The following is an 18,691-nucleotide window of genomic DNA, read 5'->3' as shown; positions in this document are numbered from 1 at the left end:
ATTTGCTGTCATCCTTGAACCGTGGAGCTTCGTTGGACAGGGGTGACGACCTTCGTCACCGATGTCGAACGACACCGGCTCCCAGCATTTCATCCAAGAAAAGGAGTTCATCCATGAAAGCAACTTTCGCTCGCACCCTTCCCGTCGTGCTCGCACTGGCATTCGGTGCCGTGGGCATCTCCGCCGTGGCACAGACCACCGCCCCGGCAACGGCCGAACCCACGACCACCGAGAAGGTGAAGGAAGCCGGCAAGGACGCCTACGACGCGACCAAGGACACCACCAAGCGCGCCGTGAACGCGACCGAGCGCGGCGCCGAGAAGGCCTGGGACGCGACCAAGCGCACGACCAAGAAGGCCGCCAACGCGACCGAGTCGGGCGCCGAAAAGACCTGGGACGCGACCAAGAAAACCACCAAGAAGGCGACCCACGCCACCAAGAAGGCCGCCACCAAGACCGGTGAAGTGGTCGAGAACGCCGGCCACAAGACGGCCGACGGCATGCGCAGCACGGGTCACGCCATCGGCGAGAAGATCCCGGGCACGGCCGAGAACGAAGCCGCCAAGAAGTAAGCAAGCAGGCCGTCGCGCCGCGACCGCAACGAAAACCCGCCTCGGCGGGTTTTCTTTTGGGCCCGCTCAGGCCGGCTTGGGTGCCGTGTCCGGCGCCGTGCGATGCAGCACCGGCGTCTCGGGCGTCGGGTAGCCGGCCGCGCCGAAGGTCTTCACGATCGCCTTGTGGGTGTCGAAGTAGACCTGCCAGTAGTGGTCGGTGTGGGTGTAGGGCCGCACCGCCAGCAGCGGGCCCTCGGGCGTGAACTGCAGGATCTCCACGTCGGGCGGCGGCTGCGTCGCCACGTTGGGGATGGCCTGCACGGCCTGGCGCAGCAGCTCGATGGCCTGGTTCACGTCGACGCCGTTGGCCACCTTGGCCGTGGTGTCGACGCGTCGGAAGGCGAGGGTGCTGAAGTTCTGGATGGTGTCGGAGAGCACCTTGTTGTTGCCCACCGTGGCGGTCACGTTGTCGGGCGTGATCAGCGTGGTGCCGAACAGCCCGAGCTCCTGCACCGTGCCGTTCACGCCGCCGATGGTCACGTAGTCGCCCACCTTGTACGGCCGCAGCACCTGCAGGAACACGCCGGCCGCGAAGTGGGTGAGCAGCCCGCCCCAGGCGGTGCCGATCGCCAGCCCCGCGCCGGCGAGCAGCGCCGCGAAGGAGGTGGTCTTGACGCCGAACATGTCGAGGATCGCGAGGATCAGCACGATGTTCAGCAGCACGCTGAGGATCGACACCAGGTAGTGGCTCAGCGTCGGATCGACGCGCCGGCCGCGCTCGAGGCCGACGCGCACGAAGCGCAGCGCGAACCCGATCAACCAGCGGCCCACGAGCCAGGCGGCGATCGCGCCGAGCACCTTGAGGCCAAAATCGGCGCCTTGCGTACTGAGAAAAGTCCAGACGGCTTCCGTGTTCATGAATCTCCATCCTCCGGTACAGGCGCGGTGACTCGATCCAAACCCCAAAAACCTTCGACCCGGTCCGACCGCGCCCCCATTCACAAACGAGCAGCGGCGGAACCCGCCGTTGCGGCAGCGGGCGCCGTGCTCACGGGGCTGGCACCGATCGTCTCGCCCGCCACCGTGGTGTTGATCCTCGGCAGCTTTCCGGGCGTGAGATCGCTGGAACAGCGGCAGTATTATGCGCACCCGCAAAACCAGTTCTGGAAAATCTTGCAAGCCCTGTGGCCCCACGACCCGCTCCCCACGGGAGTCGATAGCTATCAAAAGCGTAGCGATTGGCTGCTGGCGCACGGCCTCGGCGTGTGGGACGTCTATGCGGCCTGCGAGCGCGAGGGCAGCCTCGACTCGGCGATCCGCGCGGCCGTGCCCAACGACATCGCGGGGCTGCACCTGCCGAAGCTGGCGGCCGTGGCCCACAACGGCGGCGAGAGCTTCAAGCACGCCCGGCACACCCGAACCCTGGGCGTGCCGGTTTACCCACTGCCTTCCACCAGCCCGGCCAATGCGTCGTGGAGCTTCGAGCGCAAGCTCGCCGCATGGCGCGAGGTCTTCTCTGTCCATGGACTGGTCTGATGGCCGCACGCAAGCAATCCACTTCCCGCCTTCCCGCCGAACTGCCCGAGGTCAACTTCTCCGACTGGGGCGACATCCGCTACCTGCACCTGGGCACCGAATGGGTCCAGGGCTCGATGAAGCTGGACGCGCCCTACGAGATCGAGCTCGAGTACGTGCAGCGCATGATGGCCTGGCTGCTGTTCGTCGACGGCACCGGGATCGGCAACCGCCATGCGATGCAGCTCGGGCTGGGCGCGGCCACGCTCACCAAGTTCTGCCGCAAGACCTTGCGCATGCGCACCACCGCGGTCGAGCTCAACCCGCAGGTGGTGTCGGCCTGCCGCGGCTGGTTCAAGCTGCCGCCCGACGACGCCAAGCTGCGCGTGGTGATCGCCGACGCGGCCGAGGAGATCCGCCGGCCCGAATGGCAGGGCACGGTCGATGCGCTGCAGGTCGACCTCTACGACCACGAGGCCGCGGCGCCGGTGCTCGACAGCGAGGACTTCTATGCCGACTGCCGCGCGCTGCTCACCGAGGTCGGCGCGATGACGGTCAACCTCTTCGGCCGCTCGTCGAGCTACGAACGCAGCCTCGAGAAGATCCAGGCCGCCTTCGGCGCCGACGCGGTCTGGGCCTTCAAGCCGACGCGCGAGGGCAACACGGTGGTGCTCGCGCAGCGCCAGCCCAGCCGGCCCAAGCGCGAGGCGCTTGCCGAGCGTGCCCAAACCATCCAGACTCGCTGGGGCCTGCCCGCGCCCAAGTGGCTGCGGGTCTTCAAGCCGGTCCTTTCCATCTGAATCCATGAGCGCCGTTCCCGCTTCCGCCGCACCGGCCACCCGCCCCGAAGGGCCGCTCGAGCTGCGTCGCCTGATCGAATGGCTGGCCGCCGACGGTGTGATCTCGCCGATGGAAGCCAAGCGCACCATCGCGCGCTGCGCCCAGGCCGAGAGCCGCCAGCATCCGCTGGTGCGGCTGGCCAATGTCGCGATGACGCGCGAGAGCGACAACAAGCCGCTCGACCTCGAGATGCTCGCGCAGTGGCTCGCGGGCCGCGCGGGCCTGTCCTATCTGCGCATCGATCCGCTCAAGGTCGACGTGGGCAAGGTGGCCGACACCATGAGCGCGGCCTATGCCGAGCGCCACAAGGTGCTGCCGGTGCAGGTGCTGCCCAACGAGGTGGTGGTGGCCACGGCCGAGCCCTTCCTCACCGACTGGATCTCCGAGGTCGAGCGCCAGTCGCGGCGCACGGTGCGGCGCGTGGTCGCGAACCCGGCCGAGATCCAGCGCTACACGGCCGAGTTCTTCGCGCTCGCGAAGTCGGTGCGCGCGGCGCAGAAGGCCGGCGGCAACACCGGCGGCGCGAGCTTCGAGCAACTGGTCGAGCTCGGCAAGAGCAACAAGCAGCTCGATGCCAACGACCAGAGCGTGGTGCAGGTGGTCGACTGGCTGTGGCAGTACGCCTTCGACCAGCGCGCGAGCGACATCCACCTCGAGCCGCGCCGCGACCAGGGCGTGATCCGCTTCCGCATCGACGGCGTGCTGCATCCGGCCTACCAGATGCCGATGGGCGTGATGAACGCGATGGTCGCGCGCATCAAGCTGCTGGGCCGCATGGACGTGGTGGAGAAGCGCCGTCCGCTCGACGGCCGCATCAAGACCCGCAACATGCGCGGCGAAGAGGTCGAGATGCGGCTGTCGACCCTGCCCACTGCCTTCGGCGAGAAGATGGTGATGCGGATCTTCGACCCCGACACCGCGGTCAAGGACCTCGATGCGCTCGGCTTCGCGCAGCACGATGCGCAGCGCTGGGAGCAGCTCGTCACGCGGCCCAACGGCATCATCCTCGTGACCGGCCCCACGGGCTCGGGCAAGACCACCACGCTGTACTCCACGCTCAAGCGCGTGGCGACCGAGGAGGTCAACGTCAGCACCGTCGAGGACCCGATCGAGATGATCGAGCCCGCGTTCAACCAGACGCAGGTGCAACCGCAACTCGATTTCGGTTTCACCGAGGGCCTGCGCGCGCTGATGCGGCAGGACCCGGACATCATCATGGTCGGCGAGATCCGCGACCTCGCCACCGCCGAGATGGCGGTGCAGGCCGCGCTGACCGGCCACCTCGTGTTCAGCACCCTGCACACCAACGACGCGCCCAGCGCCATCACGCGGCTGATGGAGCTCGGCGTGCCCTCGTACCTCATCAACGCCGTGATGCTGGGCGTGCTCGCGCAGCGGCTGGTGCGCACCCTGTGCCCGCACTGCAAGCAGCCCGACGACGGCATCACGCGCGAGAAGCTCGAGGCCATCGTCCAGCCGTGGCAGATCACGGGCTCGGTGCGTGCCTACAAGCCGGTGGGTTGCGTCGACTGCCGCATGACCGGCTACATGGGGCGCATGGGCCTGTACGAACTGCTGAGCATCAGCGAGACCTTCCGCTCCGAGGTCACGAAGGAGCCGAACCTCTCGGCGCTGCGGCGCCAGGCCGTGGTCGACGGCATGCGGCCGCTGCGCCTCGCGGGCGCGCTGCGCGTGGCCGAGGGCCTGACCACGATCGAGGAAGTGCTGAACGCGACCCCGCCGCTCGACGCTTGAACCGTCCCCGGCGCAGCCCTGCGCCGAATACGAACCACCTACATCCGAGGCGCCTCGTGCACCGGGGTTATCCCTAAGTTCTCGGTAGGTGGAACCCACATGGGGCTGACTTCCACCTGACTCCACAATCCCGCATCGAAATTTGTTCGAGGAGACTGTTCGTGAAAATCAAAAGTCAGAAAGACTTTTTCTCGGGACTGATGTTCACCGTGGTCGGGGTCGCCTTCGCTTGGGGCGCCACCAACTACAGCGTGGGCACCGGTGCTCGCATGGGTCCCGGCTACTTCCCGCTGGTGCTCGGTATCCTGATGGCGGTGATCGGCCTGGGCATCATGTTCAGCGGCATGACCGTCGAAACCACCACGGGCGACAAGATCGGCAAGTGGGCCTGGCGGCAGGTGGTGCTGATCCTCGGCGCCAACCTCGTGTTCGGCATCCTGCTGGGCGGCCTGCCGAGCTTCGGCGTGCCGGCCATGGGCCTGATCATCGCGATCTACGCGCTGGTGATCATCGCCAGCCTCGCGGGCCACGAGTTCAAGTTGCCCAGCGTGCTGATCCTGGCCACCGTGCTGGCGGTCGGCAGCTACATCGCCTTCATCTGGGCGCTCAAGCTCCAGATCCAGGTCTGGCCGACCTTCATCGGCTGAGGACGCAAGCACCATGGAACTCTTTCAAAACCTCTCGACCGGCTTCGGCGTCGCGTTCACTTTCACGAACCTGCTGTACTGCCTGGTCGGCTGCATCCTGGGCACGCTGATCGGCGTGCTGCCCGGCATCGGCCCCGTCGCGACCATCGCGATGCTGCTGCCCGCGACCTACGCGCTGCCCCCGGTGTCGGCCCTGATCATGCTGGCCGGCATCTACTACGGCGCGCAGTACGGCGGGTCGACCACCGCCATCCTGGTGAACCTGCCAGGGGAGTCATCCTCGGTGGTGACAGTGATCGACGGCTACCAGATGGCGCGCAAGGGCCGGGCGGGACCGGCACTCGCCGCGGCGGGCCTGGGCTCGTTCTTCGCGGGCTGCGTCGGCACGCTGATCCTGGCCGCCTTCGCGCCGCCGCTGACCGAGCTGGCCTTCAAGTTCGGCCCGGCCGAATACTTCTCGCTGATGATCCTGGGCCTGATCGGCGCCGTGGTGCTGGCTTCGGGTTCGCTGCTCAAGGCGATCGCGATGATCGTGCTGGGCCTGCTGCTGGGCCTGGTGGGCACCGACGTGAACTCGGGCGTGGCGCGCTTCAGCTTCGACATTCCCGAACTGACCGACGGCATCGGCTTCGTGGCCATCGCCATGGGCGTGTTCGGCTACGGCGAAATCATCGCGAACCTCTCGCGTCCCGATGAAGAGCGCGAAGTGTTCACCGCCAAGGTGAAGGGCCTGTTCCCGACCAAGGAAGACTTCAAGCGCATGGTGCCCGCGGTGCTGCGCGGCACGGCCCTCGGTTCGGCCCTGGGCATCCTGCCCGGCGGCGGCGCGCTGCTGGCGGCCTTCGCGGCCTACACCATCGAGAAGAAGACCAAGCTGAAGCCGGGCGAAGTGCCCTTCGGCAAGGGCAACATCCGCGGCGTGGCGGCTCCCGAGTCGGCCAACAACGCCGGTGCGCAGACCTCCTTCATTCCGCTGCTGACGCTGGGCATTCCGCCCAACGCCGTGATGGCGCTGATGGTGGGCGCGATGACGATCCACAACATCCAGCCGGGCCCGCAGGTGATGACCAGCAACCCCGAGCTGTTCTGGGGCCTGATCGCCTCGATGTGGATCGGCAACGCGATGCTGATCATCCTGAACCTGCCGCTGATCGGCATGTGGATCAAGCTGCTGTCGGTGCCCTACAAGTACCTGTTCCCGGCGATCGTGCTGTTCTGCGCGATCGGCGTGTACTCGACCAACAACAACACCTTCGACATCTGGATGGTGGGCATCTTCGGCTTCGTGGGCTACACCTTCTTCAAGCTCGGCTGCGAACCCGCGCCGCTGCTGCTGGGCTTCATCCTGGGCCCGATGATGGAAGAGAACCTGCGCCGCTCGCTGCTGCTGTCGCGCGGTGACTGGACCGTGTTCATCACGCGCCCGATCTCCGCCGGCCTGCTGGCCGCCGCCTTGCTGCTGCTCGTCATCGTGCTGCTGCCGGCCGTGAAGTCGAAGCGCGAGGAAGCCTTCGTCGAGGAGTGATCGACGACCGCCCGGCACGCGTGCCGGGCTCGTTCCAATGAACGGCGCCTGCGGGCGCCGTTTGTTTTTGGCGAAGGCCGTTCAACTCTTCGCCGTGCGCGGCTTCAGGTGCTGCCGCGCGATGTCGAGGAAAGCCATCGCGGCCGGGCTCAGCGGATGCTTGGCCAGCCGCACCGCCACCAGCGGGTACTCGAGCACCGGCCGCGTGACTGCGAGCGCACGCAGGTTCGGTGGCATCAGCACCTCGACGTAGCGCGGCAGCAGCGCCACGCCCGCGCCGGCCTGGATCAGGCCGAAGGCGGTGGAAAGCATCGACACGTGGTGCGCCACCTGCGGATAGACGTTGGCCACGCTCGAGAGCTGGCGGCTCACAGCGCGCCAGACGTTGGCGTCGGGGTTGACGTGGATGAAGGGCAGGGCGTCGAGCTGCCGCGCCTCGATGCTGCTGCGCTGCGCGAGCGGATGGTCCTCGCGCACGAACAGCGCCATGCGCTCGACGAACAGCGGCTCGGTCGCGAGCTCCGAATGCGCCTGGCCGATGTCGGAACCGAAGCCCAGGTCGGCCTCCTGCGAGAGGATGCGCGAGATCATCTGCTCGGCGGTGCTGTCGAGCAGCGTGGTGGCCAGCTTGGGGTGCTTGTGCGCGAAGCGCCCGAGCAGCGGCGGCATCAGCGCGCCGGCCGTGAGATGGCCCACCGCCAGCACCACGCGGCCCTCGCGCAACTGCGCCTGCGAGCGGCAGGCATTGACCGACTCATCGATCAGCCGCAGCGCGCGCACGGCCGTGTCGACCATCATCTGGCCGGCATCGGTCATGCGGATGCGGCGCCCGCGCACCACCAGCGGCTGGCCCAGGTCCTCCTCCATGCGCTTGACCAGGTGGCTGATGGCCGGCTGGGTCAGTTGCAGGCTCTCGGCGGCGAGCGTGAAGCTGCCCGTTTCGGCCACCGCCGCGAGCGCGCGAAGCTGCTGCAGCGAAACCTCCTCGGCGGCGATCCGTGCCATAAATTGTGCTCATAGTTGAATAAGCGGGATTATCTGGCTTGATGCGTCCGTGCTGCTTAGCATCGAATGTTCGCCATCTTGCGAAGGGAATCCAGCACCATGCAACGCCACCAGTTTCTCCACGGCCTCGCGGCCGCCTTCGCCGCGCTGTGCCTGGCCGCGCCGGCCACCGGCTTCGCGCAGGGCTACCCGAACAAGCCGATCCGCCTGGTCGTGCCCTTTCCCGCGGCCGGCGCCACCGACCTGTTCGCGCGCACGCTGGGCCAGAAGATGGGCGAGAAGCTGGGCACCACGCTGGTGGTCGACAACAAGCCCGGCGCCGGCGGCGCCATCGGCTCGGACCTCGCGGCCAAGGCCGCGCCCGACGGCTACACGCTGCTGCTGGCCACCACCAGCACGCACTCGATCGGCCCGGCCATCACCAGCCGCCTGCCCTACGACACGGTGCGCGACTTCACGCCGATCGCGCACGTGGGCGACGCGCCGAGCATCATGCTGGTGCCCGTGAACTCGCCCGCGAAGACGGTGCGCGAGTGGATCGACTACGCGAAGAAGAACCCCGGCAAGCTCAACTACGCCTCGAGCGGCAACGGCACCATCGTGCAGCTCACGGCCGAGCTGTTCAAGGCGCAGGCCGGCGTGTTCGTCACCCACATTCCCTACAAGGGCACGGCGCTCGCGATCCCCGACCTGATCAGCGGCAAGGTCGAGGTGCTGTTCGACTCGCTGCCCACCGGCATGCCGCACGTGCGCGACGGCCGGCTGCGCGCACTCGGCGTGACCACGCTCAAGCGCAGCCCGCTCGCACCCGAACTGCCGCCGATCGCCGACACGCTGCCGGGCTTCGAATCGAACACCTGGTTCGGCTTCTACGGTCCCAAGGGCCTGCCGCCCGACATCGTGGCGCGCGTGAACAAGGCCGCCAACGAGGCGTTGGCCGACCCCGAGGTCAAGGACAAGCTGTCGCGCCTGGGCATCGAGCCCGCCACCGCCGGCACGCCCGAACAGTTCGCGAAGATGGTGGCCGTCGACGCCGCCAAGTGGAAGAAGATCGTCGTCGAACGCAAGATCACCAACGACTGAAGACACGAGAGCACGACCGCCATGACCGCCCTGAACTTCGATTTCGGCAACCCCTACACCTCCACCCGCATCCCGGTGTTCGCGCGCAACGTGGTGTCGACCTCGCACCCGCTGGCCGCGCAGGCCGGCCTGCGCATCCTGCAGCAGGGCGGCAACGCGGTCGACGCGGCCGTCGCCACCGCGGCCGTCATGACGCTGGTCGAGCCGGTGAGCAACGGCCTGGGCAGCGATGCCTTCTGCATCCTGTGGGACGGCAAGGCACTGCACGGCCTCAATGCCTCGGGCCCCGCGCCCAAGGCCTGGACGCCCGAGTACTTCAAGGCCAAGTACGGCGCCGATGCCGCCACGCCGCCGATGCGCGGCATCGACTCGGTCACCGTGCCGGGCGCGGTGCGCGGCTGGGCCGCGCTCAGCGAGCGCTTCGGCAAGCTGCCCTTCGCCGACCTGATGGCGCCGGCCATCGACATCGCCGAGCGCGGCTACCTGGTGCCGCCGGTGGTGCAGGGCAAGTGGCTCGCGGCCACGCCGCTGCTGCAATCGCAGCCGGGCTTCGCCCAGGCCTTCCTGCCCTGGGGCCGCGCGCCCGAGGTCGGCGAGCTGTTCCGCTTCGCCGCCGCCGCGCGCGCGCTCAAGGCCATCGCCCGCACCAGGGGCGAGGCCTACTACACGGGCGAGATCGCCGAGGCGCTCGCGAAGTTCTCCCAAGAGCAGGGCGGCGCGCTCACCGTGGCCGACCTCGCGGCCTACCAGCCCGAGTGGGTCACGCCGATCTCGCGCGACTACCGCGGCCACACGCTGCACGAGATCCCGCCCAACGGCCAGGGCATCGCGGCGCTGATCGCGCTGGGCATCCTCGAGAAGTTCGACATCGCCTCGCTGCCGGTCGACTCGGTGGAGTCGCAGCATCTGCAGATCGAGGCCATGAAGCTGGCCTTCGCCGACGTCTACCGCTACGTGTCGGAGCGCAAGACCATGGAGGTCACGACCGAGCAGATGCTCGACGATGCCTACCTGGCCTCGCGCGCGCGGCTGATCGACCGCAACAAGGCGCAGGACTTCAAGGCCGGCAACCCCGTCAAGGGCGGCACCATCTATCTCACCGCGGCCGACGAGAGCGGCATGATGGTGAGCTTCATCCAGAGCAACTACATGGGCTTCGGCTCGGGCTGCGTCGAGCCCGAATTCGGCATCAGCCTGCAGAACCGCGGCCACGGCTTCAGCCTCAAGGCCGAGAGCCCGAACGTGGTGGCGCCGGGCAAGCGTCCGTTCCACACCATCATCCCGGCCTTCCTCACCAAGGACGGCCAACCGGTGATGAGCTTCGGCGTGATGGGCGGCAACATGCAGCCCCAGGGCCACATGCAGACCCTGGTGCGCATGCTCGACTACAAGCAGAACCCGCAGGCCGCCTGCGACGCGCCGCGCTGGCGCTTCAACGCGGGCATGGAGATCAACGTCGAGGCCGCGATGAACCCGGCCACCGTGCAGGGCCTGCGCGGGCTGGGCCATCACCTCGAGGTCATCAACGACTCCTACCAGGACTTCGGTGCCGGCCAGTTCATCTGGCGCGCGGGCGATCCTTCGGTCGAGGGCTACGTGGCCGCCAGCGATCCGCGCCGAGACGGAGCGGCAGCAGGGTATTGAGCTTTCACGCGATGATCGGGGGATGACCAAGACGGCCGCGAGCACCGGCATTCCCCTTCCAGACAGCGCGAAGCGCATCGCGCCCGGCCTCGTCCTCGCCTCACTGGGCGCGATCGCGTTCAGCGGCAAGGCGATCATCGTCAAGCTGGCCTATCGCCACGGCGTCGATGCCGTGACGCTGATCATGCTGCGCATGCTGTTCGCGCTGCCGCTGTTCGCGCTCATGGCCTGGTGGGCCGGGCGCGGCAAGCCCGCCCTGAGCTTTCGCGACTGGCTCGGCGTGATCGGGCTGGGCTTCTCGGGCTACTACCTCGCGAGCTTCCTCGACTTCGCCGGGCTGGCCTACATCTCGGCCAGCTTCGAGCGGCTGATCCTCTATCTCAATCCCACGCTGGTGCTGTTCTTCGGCTGGGTGCTCTATCGCCGCCGCGTCACGCGGCCGCAGCTCGTCGGCATGGTCATCAGCTACGCGGGCGTGCTGCTGGTGTTCGGCCACGAGCTGCTGGCCGGCGAGAGCAAGGGCGGCGGCCTCGCGGCGGCCTGGGGCGCGTTCCTGGTGTTCCTCAGCGCGGTGAGCTATGCGGGCTACCTGGTCTACAGCGGCGAATTCGTGCAGCGCCTCGGATCGCTGCGGCTGGTGGGCCTCGCGACCACGGTGGCCTGCCTGTTCTGCCTCGCGCAGTTCGCGCTGCTGCGCCCGGTCGACGCGGCGCTGCAGGTGGCGCCCGAGGTGATCTGGCTGTCGGTGCTCAACGCCACCTTGTGCACGGCGGTGCCGGTGCTGATGGTGATGATGGCCATCGAGCGCATCGGGCCGGCCATCGCCGCCCAGACCGGCATGATCGGGCCCCTGTCGACCATCCTCATGGGCGTGGTCATACTCGGCGAGCCGTTCACCGCCTGGATCGCCGCCGGCACGGCGCTGGTGATCGCGGGCATCTTCGTTTTCACGCGCAAGGGTCGCTGAGGCCGTCGCGCTTTTCTTCTTTCTCTTCTGGAGTCGAACAAATGGATCTGGGCATTGCAGGCAAGACCGCGCTGGTGTGCGGCGCGAGCAAGGGGTTGGGCTACGGCTGCGCCGAGGCGCTGGTGCGCGAGGGCGTCAACGTGGTGATCGTGGCGCGCGGCGCCGAGGCGCTCGAGGCGGCCGCCAAGCAGCTGGCCGGCGCGGCCACGGCGGCGGGCACGCCGGCTCCCTTCGTCAAGGCCGTGGCGGCCGACATCACGACCGAGGCCGGCCGCGCCGCGGTGTTCGCGCTGGGCCACGCCTTCGACATCGTGGTCACCAATGCCGGCGGCCCGCCGCCCGGCGACTTCCGCAACTGGGAGCGCGAGGACTGGATCAAGGCGGTCGATGCCAACATGCTCACGCCGATCGAGCTCATCAAGGCCACGGTCGACGGCATGGCCGAGCGCGGCTTCGGGCGCATCGTCAACATCACCTCGAGCTCGGTGAAGTCGCCGATCGAGGTGCTGGGCCTGTCGAACGGCGCGCGCAGCGGCCTCACGGGCTTCGTGGCCGGCGTGGCGCGCAGCGGCGTCGCGGCCAAGGGCGTGACCATCAACAACCTGCTGCCCGGTTCCTTCGAGACCGATCGCCTCAAGGGCACGATGAGCGGCGCGGCGCAGAAGTCGGGCCTGGACTTCGACACCGTGTGGGAGAACCGCAAGAAGTCCGTGCCCGCGCGCCGCTTCGGCACGCCGGCCGAGTTCGGCGCCATCTGCGCGTTCCTGTGCAGCGTGCAGGCCGGCTACATGACCGGCCAGAACGTGCTGGCCGATGGCGGTGCCTACCCGGGCACCTACTGAGCCGGACCGGGCATCACGCGAAACGAAGAATTCGCGGGGCAAGAAGAAGATGAGCAGGGAGTCGTTTGAGAAGATCACGCTGGTGTCCGTCACCGGCCTGCCGGACGCGCGCGGCGCCGCCATGGCGCTCGAGCTGAGCCTGGCGCAGATGCCCGGCGCGCGCGCGCTGCTGTGCAGCCCGCAGGCGCCGGCCGATCTGGGCCGCGGCATCGCGCACCGCGCGATCGCGCCGCTCAACTACCACGAGTACAGCTGGTTCGTCATGTTCGCGCTCTGGCGCGTGGTGCAGACCGAGTTCGTGCTGATCGTGCAGGAAGACGGCTGGGTGCTCGACGCGGCCAACTGGAACGAGGCCTTCCTCGACCACGACTGCATCGGCGCGCCGATCCACCTCGCGCGCATCGAGCCGCCGCAGGGGCCGGCGTACTGGCGCACCCGCTTCGAATGGGCCGACGAGTACGCGCGGCCCGACCACCGCGTCACGCCGGTGCTCAATGGCGGCTTCAGCCTGCGCAGCCGGCGCTTCCTGCGCGCGCTGGTCGACCATCCGCAGATCCGCGTCGAGATTCCGCCGCCCGATGCGCTCGAGGGCGAGCCGCTGCGGATGCACTGGCATCACGACCCCTTGCTGGAGGACGTGCAACTGACCGGCGTGCTGCGGCCCGCGCTCGAGGCCCGGGGCCTGCGCTTCGCGCCGGTCGAGCTGGCGCGCGAGTTCGCGATCGAGCACGCGGGCCCGCAGCTGCACCATGGCTTCGATGCGCTGAGGATCTTCGGCCATCACTCGAAGGTGCGCCGGCTGGTCTCGCTGTCGCCGCCCACGGTGCGTTCGCTGGTGCCGCTGTCCGAGCTCGACGGCTGGTACGGCGAGCGCGACCTGCTGACGATGTTCGAGCGCCGCGGCTACCGCATCGAGTTCCCGCCCGAGGCGCAGGCCGTGGCCGTGTCGCCGGGGCCCACGCGCAAGGTCTACGACTGCTTCACCTACAACGGCGAGGCCGACATCCTCGCGGCGCGGCTGCACGAGCTCGACGAGGTGGTCGACTGCTTCGTCGTGGTCGAGGCCGACCGCAGCTTCACCGGCGTGCCCAAGCCGTTGCGCTTCGATGCCGCCGATCCGCGCATCGCGGCCTTCCTGCCGCGCATCCGCCATGTGGCGGTGCACGACATGCCCGAGGTCGACGCGGCCGCCGATGCGATGGCCGTGCCCGGCGACTGGCATGCCGACACGCCGAAATCGGGCTTCTGGATCCGCGAGAAATTCCAGCGCAACCAGATCCTGCGCGGCCTGCACGACGCGGCGCCGCACGACCTGGTGATGATCTCCGACGCCGACGAGATACCGCGCGCCGACACCGTGCGCGCCATGCGCGACGACCGCCGCCACGAGGTCTTCGGGCTGCGCCAGGCCTTCTATTACTTCTATGCCAACTACCGCAACGTGCGGGGCCCCGAGGCCGCGTCGGTCTGGACCGTGGCGGCCACGCGCGCGCGGCTCGACGGCCTCACGCCCGACCAGCTGCGCCTGCGCGTGCGCAACGGCGCCCAGCCCGCGCGGCTGATCGACGACGCGGGCTGGCACCTGTCGTACCTCGCGATGGACGAGGAGGCGGTGCGCGCCAAGATCCGCGGCTTCGCGCACCAGGAATACAACCGGCCCGAGCTGCTCGATGCGCTCGACATCCCCGCGCTGCTGGCCTCGGGGCGCGACCTCTATGACCGGCCCGGCTATGCGTGGCAGCTGGTGGGTCGCGAGGAGGCGCCGCGCTGGCTGGCGAGCCAACCGGAACTGGCGCACCTGTTCGCGCCCGCCACGCCGCCGCTGGTGCGCTATGCCAAGGAGTCGTACCTCACGGTCGAGCCGAGCCCGTTCGGCTTCTGGGAGCGGCATGCGAACCGCCGCATCCTGCAGGCCTATGCGCCCTTCATCCAGGGCCGCGTGCTCGACATCGGCTGCAACCACGGCGCGAGCACCTACTGGCTGCGCGAGAACCCGCGGGTGAGCGAAGTGGTCGGCGTGGACCTCAACGAACAGGCGCTGTCGTTGGCGCGCGAACTCTTCGAGGCCGTGCCGCTGGCCAGCCTGTTCGTCGAGCACGACCTCACGGCCGACGGCCCGATCGTTCCGCCGGCCGACACCGTCGTGAGCTTCCATACGCTGGAGCACATCTACGCCGACGACGTGGCGGACTTCCTCTCGTCGGCGTGCCGGTCGCTGGTGCCGGGCGGCTACTTCGTGATCTCGATGCCCTACGACCGCGCCTATCCCGATCCCTGCCACGTGGGCTTCTACACCGAGGCCAGCCTGGCGCAGGCGATGGAAGCGGCGGGACTGGAAACCATCGAGTGCTTCAAGGACGACCGCTTCGACGAGAAGGACCTGCTGACGGGGCTGTTCCGCAAGCCCTGAGCAGCGCGCGCGAGCGCTCGTTCAGCGCCGCGTCGACACCACGATCCCGCCCACGATCAGCACGAAGGCCGCGCCGTGGTACCAGTGCGGCGCCTCGCGCAGGAAGGCCGCCGACATCACGGCCGCGAACAGCGGCGTGAGGTTCATGAAGATGCCGGCCACCTGCGGCCCCGCGCGCTGCACGCCGGTGCCCCAGCAGCGGTAGGCCAGCACGGCCGGGCCGATGCCGATGAAGGCCATGGCGGCGACCAGCGGCCAGCCCAGGTCGAGATGGGCCGGCGTCAGCGTCCACTCGCCGGCCGCCAGCGCGCCCGACCAGGCGATGCCGAACACCAGCTGCGCCATCAGGAAGGCGGCCCAGTCGCGCCGCAGCGCGGCGGGCTCGTGCGTGCGCGCGAGCAGCCAGCTGTAGAAGGCCCATGCGATGGTGCCCAGGATCATGTAGAGGTCGCCCGGCACCAGCCGCAGCGCCAGCAGCTGGCGCCACTCGCCGCGGCTGAGCACCAGCAGCACGCCGAGCATCGACAGCAGCGCGCCGCCGATCGCGCGCCCATGCGGGCGGGCACCGAAGAACAGGCTGCCCACCGCCAGCATCCACAGCGGCAGGCTCGAGCCCACCAGCGTCACGTTGATCGGCGTGGAGGTCTGCAGCGCCAGGTACTGGAAGGCGTTGTACAGGCCGATGCCCAGCAGGCCCAGCAGCGCATAGCGCTTCCAGTGCGCCCACAGCGGGCTCGCGGGCCGCAGCACCGGGGCCGCGAGCGGCAGTAGCAGCACGAAGGCGATGACCCAGCGCACGAAGTTCAGCGTGAGCGGCGACACCAGCTCGCGCACCAGCCGGCCGACCACCGCGTTGCCGGCCCACAGCAGCGGCGGCACGACGAGCAGGAGGATGGTCAGGGGCGTGAGGCGCTGTGGCGATGGCATGGGCGCCGACTCTAGCGGTTGGCGGCAATGACCCGTGTCGCCGCGGAAACCCCAAACATGGCAGGATGCGCCTCTTCTTTTTTCGCGCGTGGAGACAGCACCGATGTTGAGCAAAGCCGTTCGTATCGACCGCCATGGCGGTCCCGAGGAACTGAAGATCGTCGAGGTCGAGGTCGGCGAGCCCGGCCCCGGCGAGATCCGCATCCGCCACAAGGCCGTGGGCCTGAACTTCATCGACACCTACCAGCGCAGCGGGCTCTATCCGTTCCAGATGCCGCTGCAGCTCGGCATGGAGGCCGCGGGCGTGGTCGAGGCGGTGGGCGAGGGCGTGACGCACCTGAAGGCCGGCGACCGCGCCGCCTATGCGAGCCAGCCGCCCGGCGCCTACAGCGAGCTGCGCGTGATGCCCGCCAAGTGCGTCTGCAAGCTGCCCGACGACATCTCCTTCGAGACCGGCGCGGCCATGATGCTCAAGGGCCTGACCACGCAGTACCTGCTGAAGAAGACGCTGCCGGCCGAAGGCCTGCAGCCCGGCGACTTCGTGCTGTTCCATGCCGCGGCCGGCGGCGTCGGCCTGATCGCCTGCCAGTGGGCCAAGGCGCTGGGCCTGCAGCTGATCGGCACCGCCGGCAGCGACGCCAAGTGCCAGCTCGCGCTGGACCACGGCGCGGCGCACGCCATCAACTACAGCAGCGAGAACTTCGCCGCCCGCGTCAAGGAGATCACCGGCGGCAAGGGCGTGAAGGTGGTCTACGACTCGGTCGGCAAGGACACCTTCGAAGGCTCGATCGACTGCCTGCGTCCCTTCGGCCTGCTGGCCGTGTTCGGCAACGGCTCGGGCCCGGTGCCGCCGGTGAACCTCGGCGTGCTGGCCTCGAAGGGCTCGCTGTACCTGACGCGCCCCACGCTGTTCTCGCACCTGGCCACGCGCGACAGCACGCAGGCGGCGGCCGACGACCTGTTCGCCATCGTGCAAAGCGGCGCGGTGAAGATCCCGATCGTGCAGCGCTATGCGCTGGACGACGTGCAGCAGGCGCACCGCGACCTCGAGGCACGCAAGACCACGGGCTGCACGATCTTCACGCTCTGAGCGGCCCCGTAGCCGGGCGTGGCGGCACCCCGGCCTTGTCCTACCTGGGCAGGGGTGTCATGCCTGCGTCTTGTGGCGGGTGCACTTTGTAGCCTCGTTGCCAACAAAGTCCAGCCAGCCGTTCTTTATCGGGCCGAAGCGGATGCCTCGCTTCGTCGTCCGCAGGGATGGCCGCATGCCGCCATGAGCACCGTCCGCACCTTCATCGTCGAAGACAACCCCACCATCCGCGAGAACCTCGTGGGCACCTTGCGCGAGGTGGCGCGGGTCGATCCGGTCGGCCTGGCCGATACCGAGGCCGAGAGCACGCGCTGGCTGACGCTCAACATGGCGCTGTGGGACCTGGCGATCGTCGACCTGTTCCTCAAGGACGGCACCGGCCTCAGCGTGCTGCAGGCCTGCCGCCACCGCGATCCGGCCCAGAAGATGGTGGTGCTGAGCAACCACGCCACGCCCGACATGCGCCGCCGCTGCCTGCAGCTCGGCGCCGACGCCGTGTTCGACAAGGCCACCGAGGTCGACGACCTGATCGACTACTGCCTGCGCCGCCGGCAGGCGCGCTTCACGACGACCGCCGCGAGCTATCCCCCACCGTCCGCGTCGCCTTCTTCGCGCCCCGCCGCCTCGACGGCGCACTAGCGCGAAAATACGGGTAATCCCTTATTCGAGCGATCGTCCCTGCACAGGGGCCGGTCGCGCTTTGCCTTTCCATGTCCCGTTCCCGTCTCCTGCCCGACAATTTCACCCTCGCCCTGCTGTCGGTCGTCACCCTCGCGAGCCTGCTTCCCGCCAGCGGCCGTCCCGCCCAGTTCTTCGAGGGCCTGACCACGGTGGCCATCGGCCTGCTGTTCTTCCTGCACGGCGCCAAGCTCTCGCGCGAGGCGATCCTCGAGGGCATCACCCACTGGCGGCTGCACCTGCTGGTGTTCGCGAGCACCTTCGTGCTGTTCCCGCTGCTCGGGCTGGCGTTGAAGCCGGTGCTGGTGCCGCTGGTCACGCCCGAGCTCTACACCGGCGTGCTGTACCTGTGCGTGCTGCCGGCCACCGTGCAGTCGGCGATCGCCTTCACCGCGATGGCGCGCGGCAACATGCCGGCGGCGATCTGCAGCGCCTCGGCCTCGACATTGCTGGGGGTGTTCGTGACGCCGGTGCTGGTGGGGCTGGTGGTGTTGCCGCACGGCGGGCATGCGGCTTCGTCGTCGCTCGATGCGATCGGGCGGATCCTGCTGCAGCTGATGGTGCCGTTCGCGGCGGGGCATCTGCTGCGGCCCTGGATCGGGGGCTGGGTGAAGCGGCGTGCCTCGGTGCTGAAGTTCGTGGACCAGGGGTCGATCCTGCTGGTCGTCTATACGGCGTTCAGTGCGGCGGTGATCGAGGGGTTGTGGCGGCAGGTGCCGGGGCATGCGCTGGTGGGGTTGCTTGTGGTGTGTGCCGTGATCCTGGCTTTGGCGTTGAGCCTGACTACCTTGTTGGCGCGCAAGCTTGGCTTCGATACTGAAGACGAGATCACGATCGTGTTCTGTGGGTCGAAGAAGAGTCTGGCCAGTGGGATTCCGATGGCGAAGGTTCTGTTTGCTTCGCATGCGGTTGGCGCCATCGTTTTGCCGCTGATGTTGTTTCATCAGATGCAGTTGATGGTTTGTGCTGTGCTGGCGCAGAGGTATGCGCGGCGGCAGGTGCGTGTTGCTGTTGAGCCTGCTGCATTGGGGGCTGCTTCTTCTAAATAGCGGTTTGCTTTTGCTGAGGCAGGAGCCGGGAATTCCGCCCGGCGGCGGACCTACTTTCTTTTGCTTCGCCAAAAGAAAGTAGGCAAAGAAAAGGCGACCCCACTGTCTGCGACCCTTCGCTTCGCTACGGGCAACCTGCGGTGCTCGCGTTTCGCGGGGT

The 18,691-nt window shown here is 68.5% G+C and carries 17 protein-coding genes; 14 read left to right on the top strand and 3 right to left on the bottom strand.

The window, feature by feature from the left end; all coding sequences use genetic code 11:
* The first annotated feature begins 113 nt into the window (after window positions 1-113).
* The gene (locus tag AC07RM_RS24495) at window positions 114-572 is read left to right on the top strand and encodes a hypothetical protein (RefSeq protein WP_296781380.1); all 459 of its coding nucleotides are present in this window, start codon (window positions 114-116) and stop codon (window positions 570-572) included.
* Between the two features lie 66 nt (window positions 573-638).
* Here AC07RM_RS24495 and AC07RM_RS24490 read toward each other — a convergent pair whose 3' ends face one another.
* Entirely contained in the window at window positions 639-1,472 is an 834-nt protein-coding gene (locus AC07RM_RS24490) for a mechanosensitive ion channel family protein (protein WP_093351727.1), read from the bottom strand.
* A 126-nt stretch (window positions 1,473-1,598) separates the two neighbouring features.
* Between AC07RM_RS24490 and AC07RM_RS24485 the strand changes: the two genes are divergently transcribed.
* From AC07RM_RS24485 to AC07RM_RS24465, 5 genes are all read left to right on the top strand, one after another.
* Window positions 1,599-2,090, top strand: a complete 492-nt coding sequence (locus AC07RM_RS24485) for a DNA-deoxyinosine glycosylase (protein WP_495336230.1) — start codon at window positions 1,599-1,601, stop codon at window positions 2,088-2,090.
* On the top strand, window positions 2,090-2,869 hold the full coding sequence (locus tag AC07RM_RS24480) for a class I SAM-dependent methyltransferase (RefSeq protein WP_495336229.1): 780 nt from the start codon (window positions 2,090-2,092) through the stop codon (window positions 2,867-2,869). Before AC07RM_RS24485 ends, AC07RM_RS24480 begins: the two co-directional genes overlap by 1 nt.
* Before the next feature lie 4 nt (window positions 2,870-2,873).
* Window positions 2,874-4,664: a type IV pilus assembly ATPase TfpB gene (gene tfpB / locus AC07RM_RS24475; RefSeq protein ID WP_495336228.1), complete on the top strand. Its 1,791-nt coding sequence runs from the start codon at window positions 2,874-2,876 to the stop codon at window positions 4,662-4,664.
* A gap of 161 nt (window positions 4,665-4,825) precedes the next feature.
* Complete coding sequence (locus tag AC07RM_RS24470; protein ID WP_093351719.1) at window positions 4,826-5,311, top strand: tripartite tricarboxylate transporter TctB family protein; 486 nt, start codon at window positions 4,826-4,828, stop codon at window positions 5,309-5,311.
* 13 nt (window positions 5,312-5,324) lie between these two features.
* The gene (locus AC07RM_RS24465) at window positions 5,325-6,836 is read left to right on the top strand and encodes a tripartite tricarboxylate transporter permease (protein WP_093351715.1); all 1,512 of its coding nucleotides are present in this window, start codon (window positions 5,325-5,327) and stop codon (window positions 6,834-6,836) included.
* Window positions 6,837-6,917: 81 nt separating this feature from the next.
* Here the strand turns inward: AC07RM_RS24465 and AC07RM_RS24460 are convergent, their stop codons facing one another.
* A complete protein-coding gene (locus AC07RM_RS24460; RefSeq protein ID WP_490877340.1) occupies window positions 6,918-7,841 on the bottom strand; it encodes a LysR family transcriptional regulator in 924 nt (307 codons plus the stop codon).
* Between the two features lie 99 nt (window positions 7,842-7,940).
* On the opposite strand from AC07RM_RS24460, the gene AC07RM_RS24455 reads away from it, so the two are divergent.
* The 5 genes from AC07RM_RS24455 to AC07RM_RS24435 are packed head-to-tail and all read left to right on the top strand — an operon-like array spanning window position 7,941 to window position 14,787.
* Entirely contained in the window at window positions 7,941-8,924 is a 984-nt protein-coding gene (locus tag AC07RM_RS24455; RefSeq protein WP_495336227.1) for a Bug family tripartite tricarboxylate transporter substrate binding protein, read from the top strand.
* A gap of 30 nt (window positions 8,925-8,954) precedes the next feature.
* Window positions 8,955-10,568, top strand: coding sequence for a gamma-glutamyltransferase family protein (locus AC07RM_RS24450; protein WP_495336393.1), 1,614 nt, complete (start codon window positions 8,955-8,957; stop codon window positions 10,566-10,568).
* 22 nt (window positions 10,569-10,590) lie between these two features.
* On the top strand, window positions 10,591-11,535 hold the full coding sequence (locus AC07RM_RS24445) for a DMT family transporter (RefSeq protein ID WP_495336226.1): 945 nt from the start codon (window positions 10,591-10,593) through the stop codon (window positions 11,533-11,535).
* Window positions 11,536-11,576: 41 nt separating this feature from the next.
* The gene (locus AC07RM_RS24440) at window positions 11,577-12,377 is read left to right on the top strand and encodes an SDR family oxidoreductase (RefSeq protein WP_495336225.1); all 801 of its coding nucleotides are present in this window, start codon (window positions 11,577-11,579) and stop codon (window positions 12,375-12,377) included.
* Window positions 12,378-12,426: 49 nt separating this feature from the next.
* On the top strand, window positions 12,427-14,787 hold the full coding sequence (locus AC07RM_RS24435) for a DUF5672 family protein (RefSeq protein WP_495336224.1): 2,361 nt from the start codon (window positions 12,427-12,429) through the stop codon (window positions 14,785-14,787).
* A gap of 21 nt (window positions 14,788-14,808) precedes the next feature.
* Here AC07RM_RS24435 and AC07RM_RS24430 read toward each other — a convergent pair whose 3' ends face one another.
* The gene (locus tag AC07RM_RS24430) at window positions 14,809-15,714 is read right to left on the bottom strand and encodes a DMT family transporter (protein WP_209544550.1); all 906 of its coding nucleotides are present in this window, start codon (window positions 15,712-15,714) and stop codon (window positions 14,809-14,811) included.
* Between the two features lie 103 nt (window positions 15,715-15,817).
* Here AC07RM_RS24430 and AC07RM_RS24425 point away from each other — a divergent pair, with 103 nt between their 5' ends.
* The 3 genes from AC07RM_RS24425 to AC07RM_RS24415 all read left to right on the top strand — a co-directional run bounded on the left by AC07RM_RS24425 (window position 15,818) and on the right by AC07RM_RS24415 (window position 18,531).
* Window positions 15,818-16,804: a quinone oxidoreductase family protein gene (locus AC07RM_RS24425; protein WP_093351699.1), complete on the top strand. Its 987-nt coding sequence runs from the start codon at window positions 15,818-15,820 to the stop codon at window positions 16,802-16,804.
* A gap of 183 nt (window positions 16,805-16,987) precedes the next feature.
* Window positions 16,988-17,443 carry a response regulator gene (locus AC07RM_RS24420; protein WP_495336223.1) on the top strand — a complete coding sequence of 152 codons (456 nt, stop codon included), beginning with the start codon at window positions 16,988-16,990 and terminating at the stop codon, window positions 17,441-17,443.
* A 71-nt stretch (window positions 17,444-17,514) separates the two neighbouring features.
* Window positions 17,515-18,531 (top strand): bile acid:sodium symporter family protein, encoded by a 1,017-nt coding sequence (locus AC07RM_RS24415; protein ID WP_296781373.1) that lies wholly within the window; start codon window positions 17,515-17,517, stop codon window positions 18,529-18,531.
* Window positions 18,532-18,691: the final 160 nt, after the last annotated feature.

Source organism: Variovorax sp. GW821-FHT09B05 (assembly GCF_059418265.1).
This window is presented reverse-complemented; position numbering and strand designations above follow the sequence as displayed.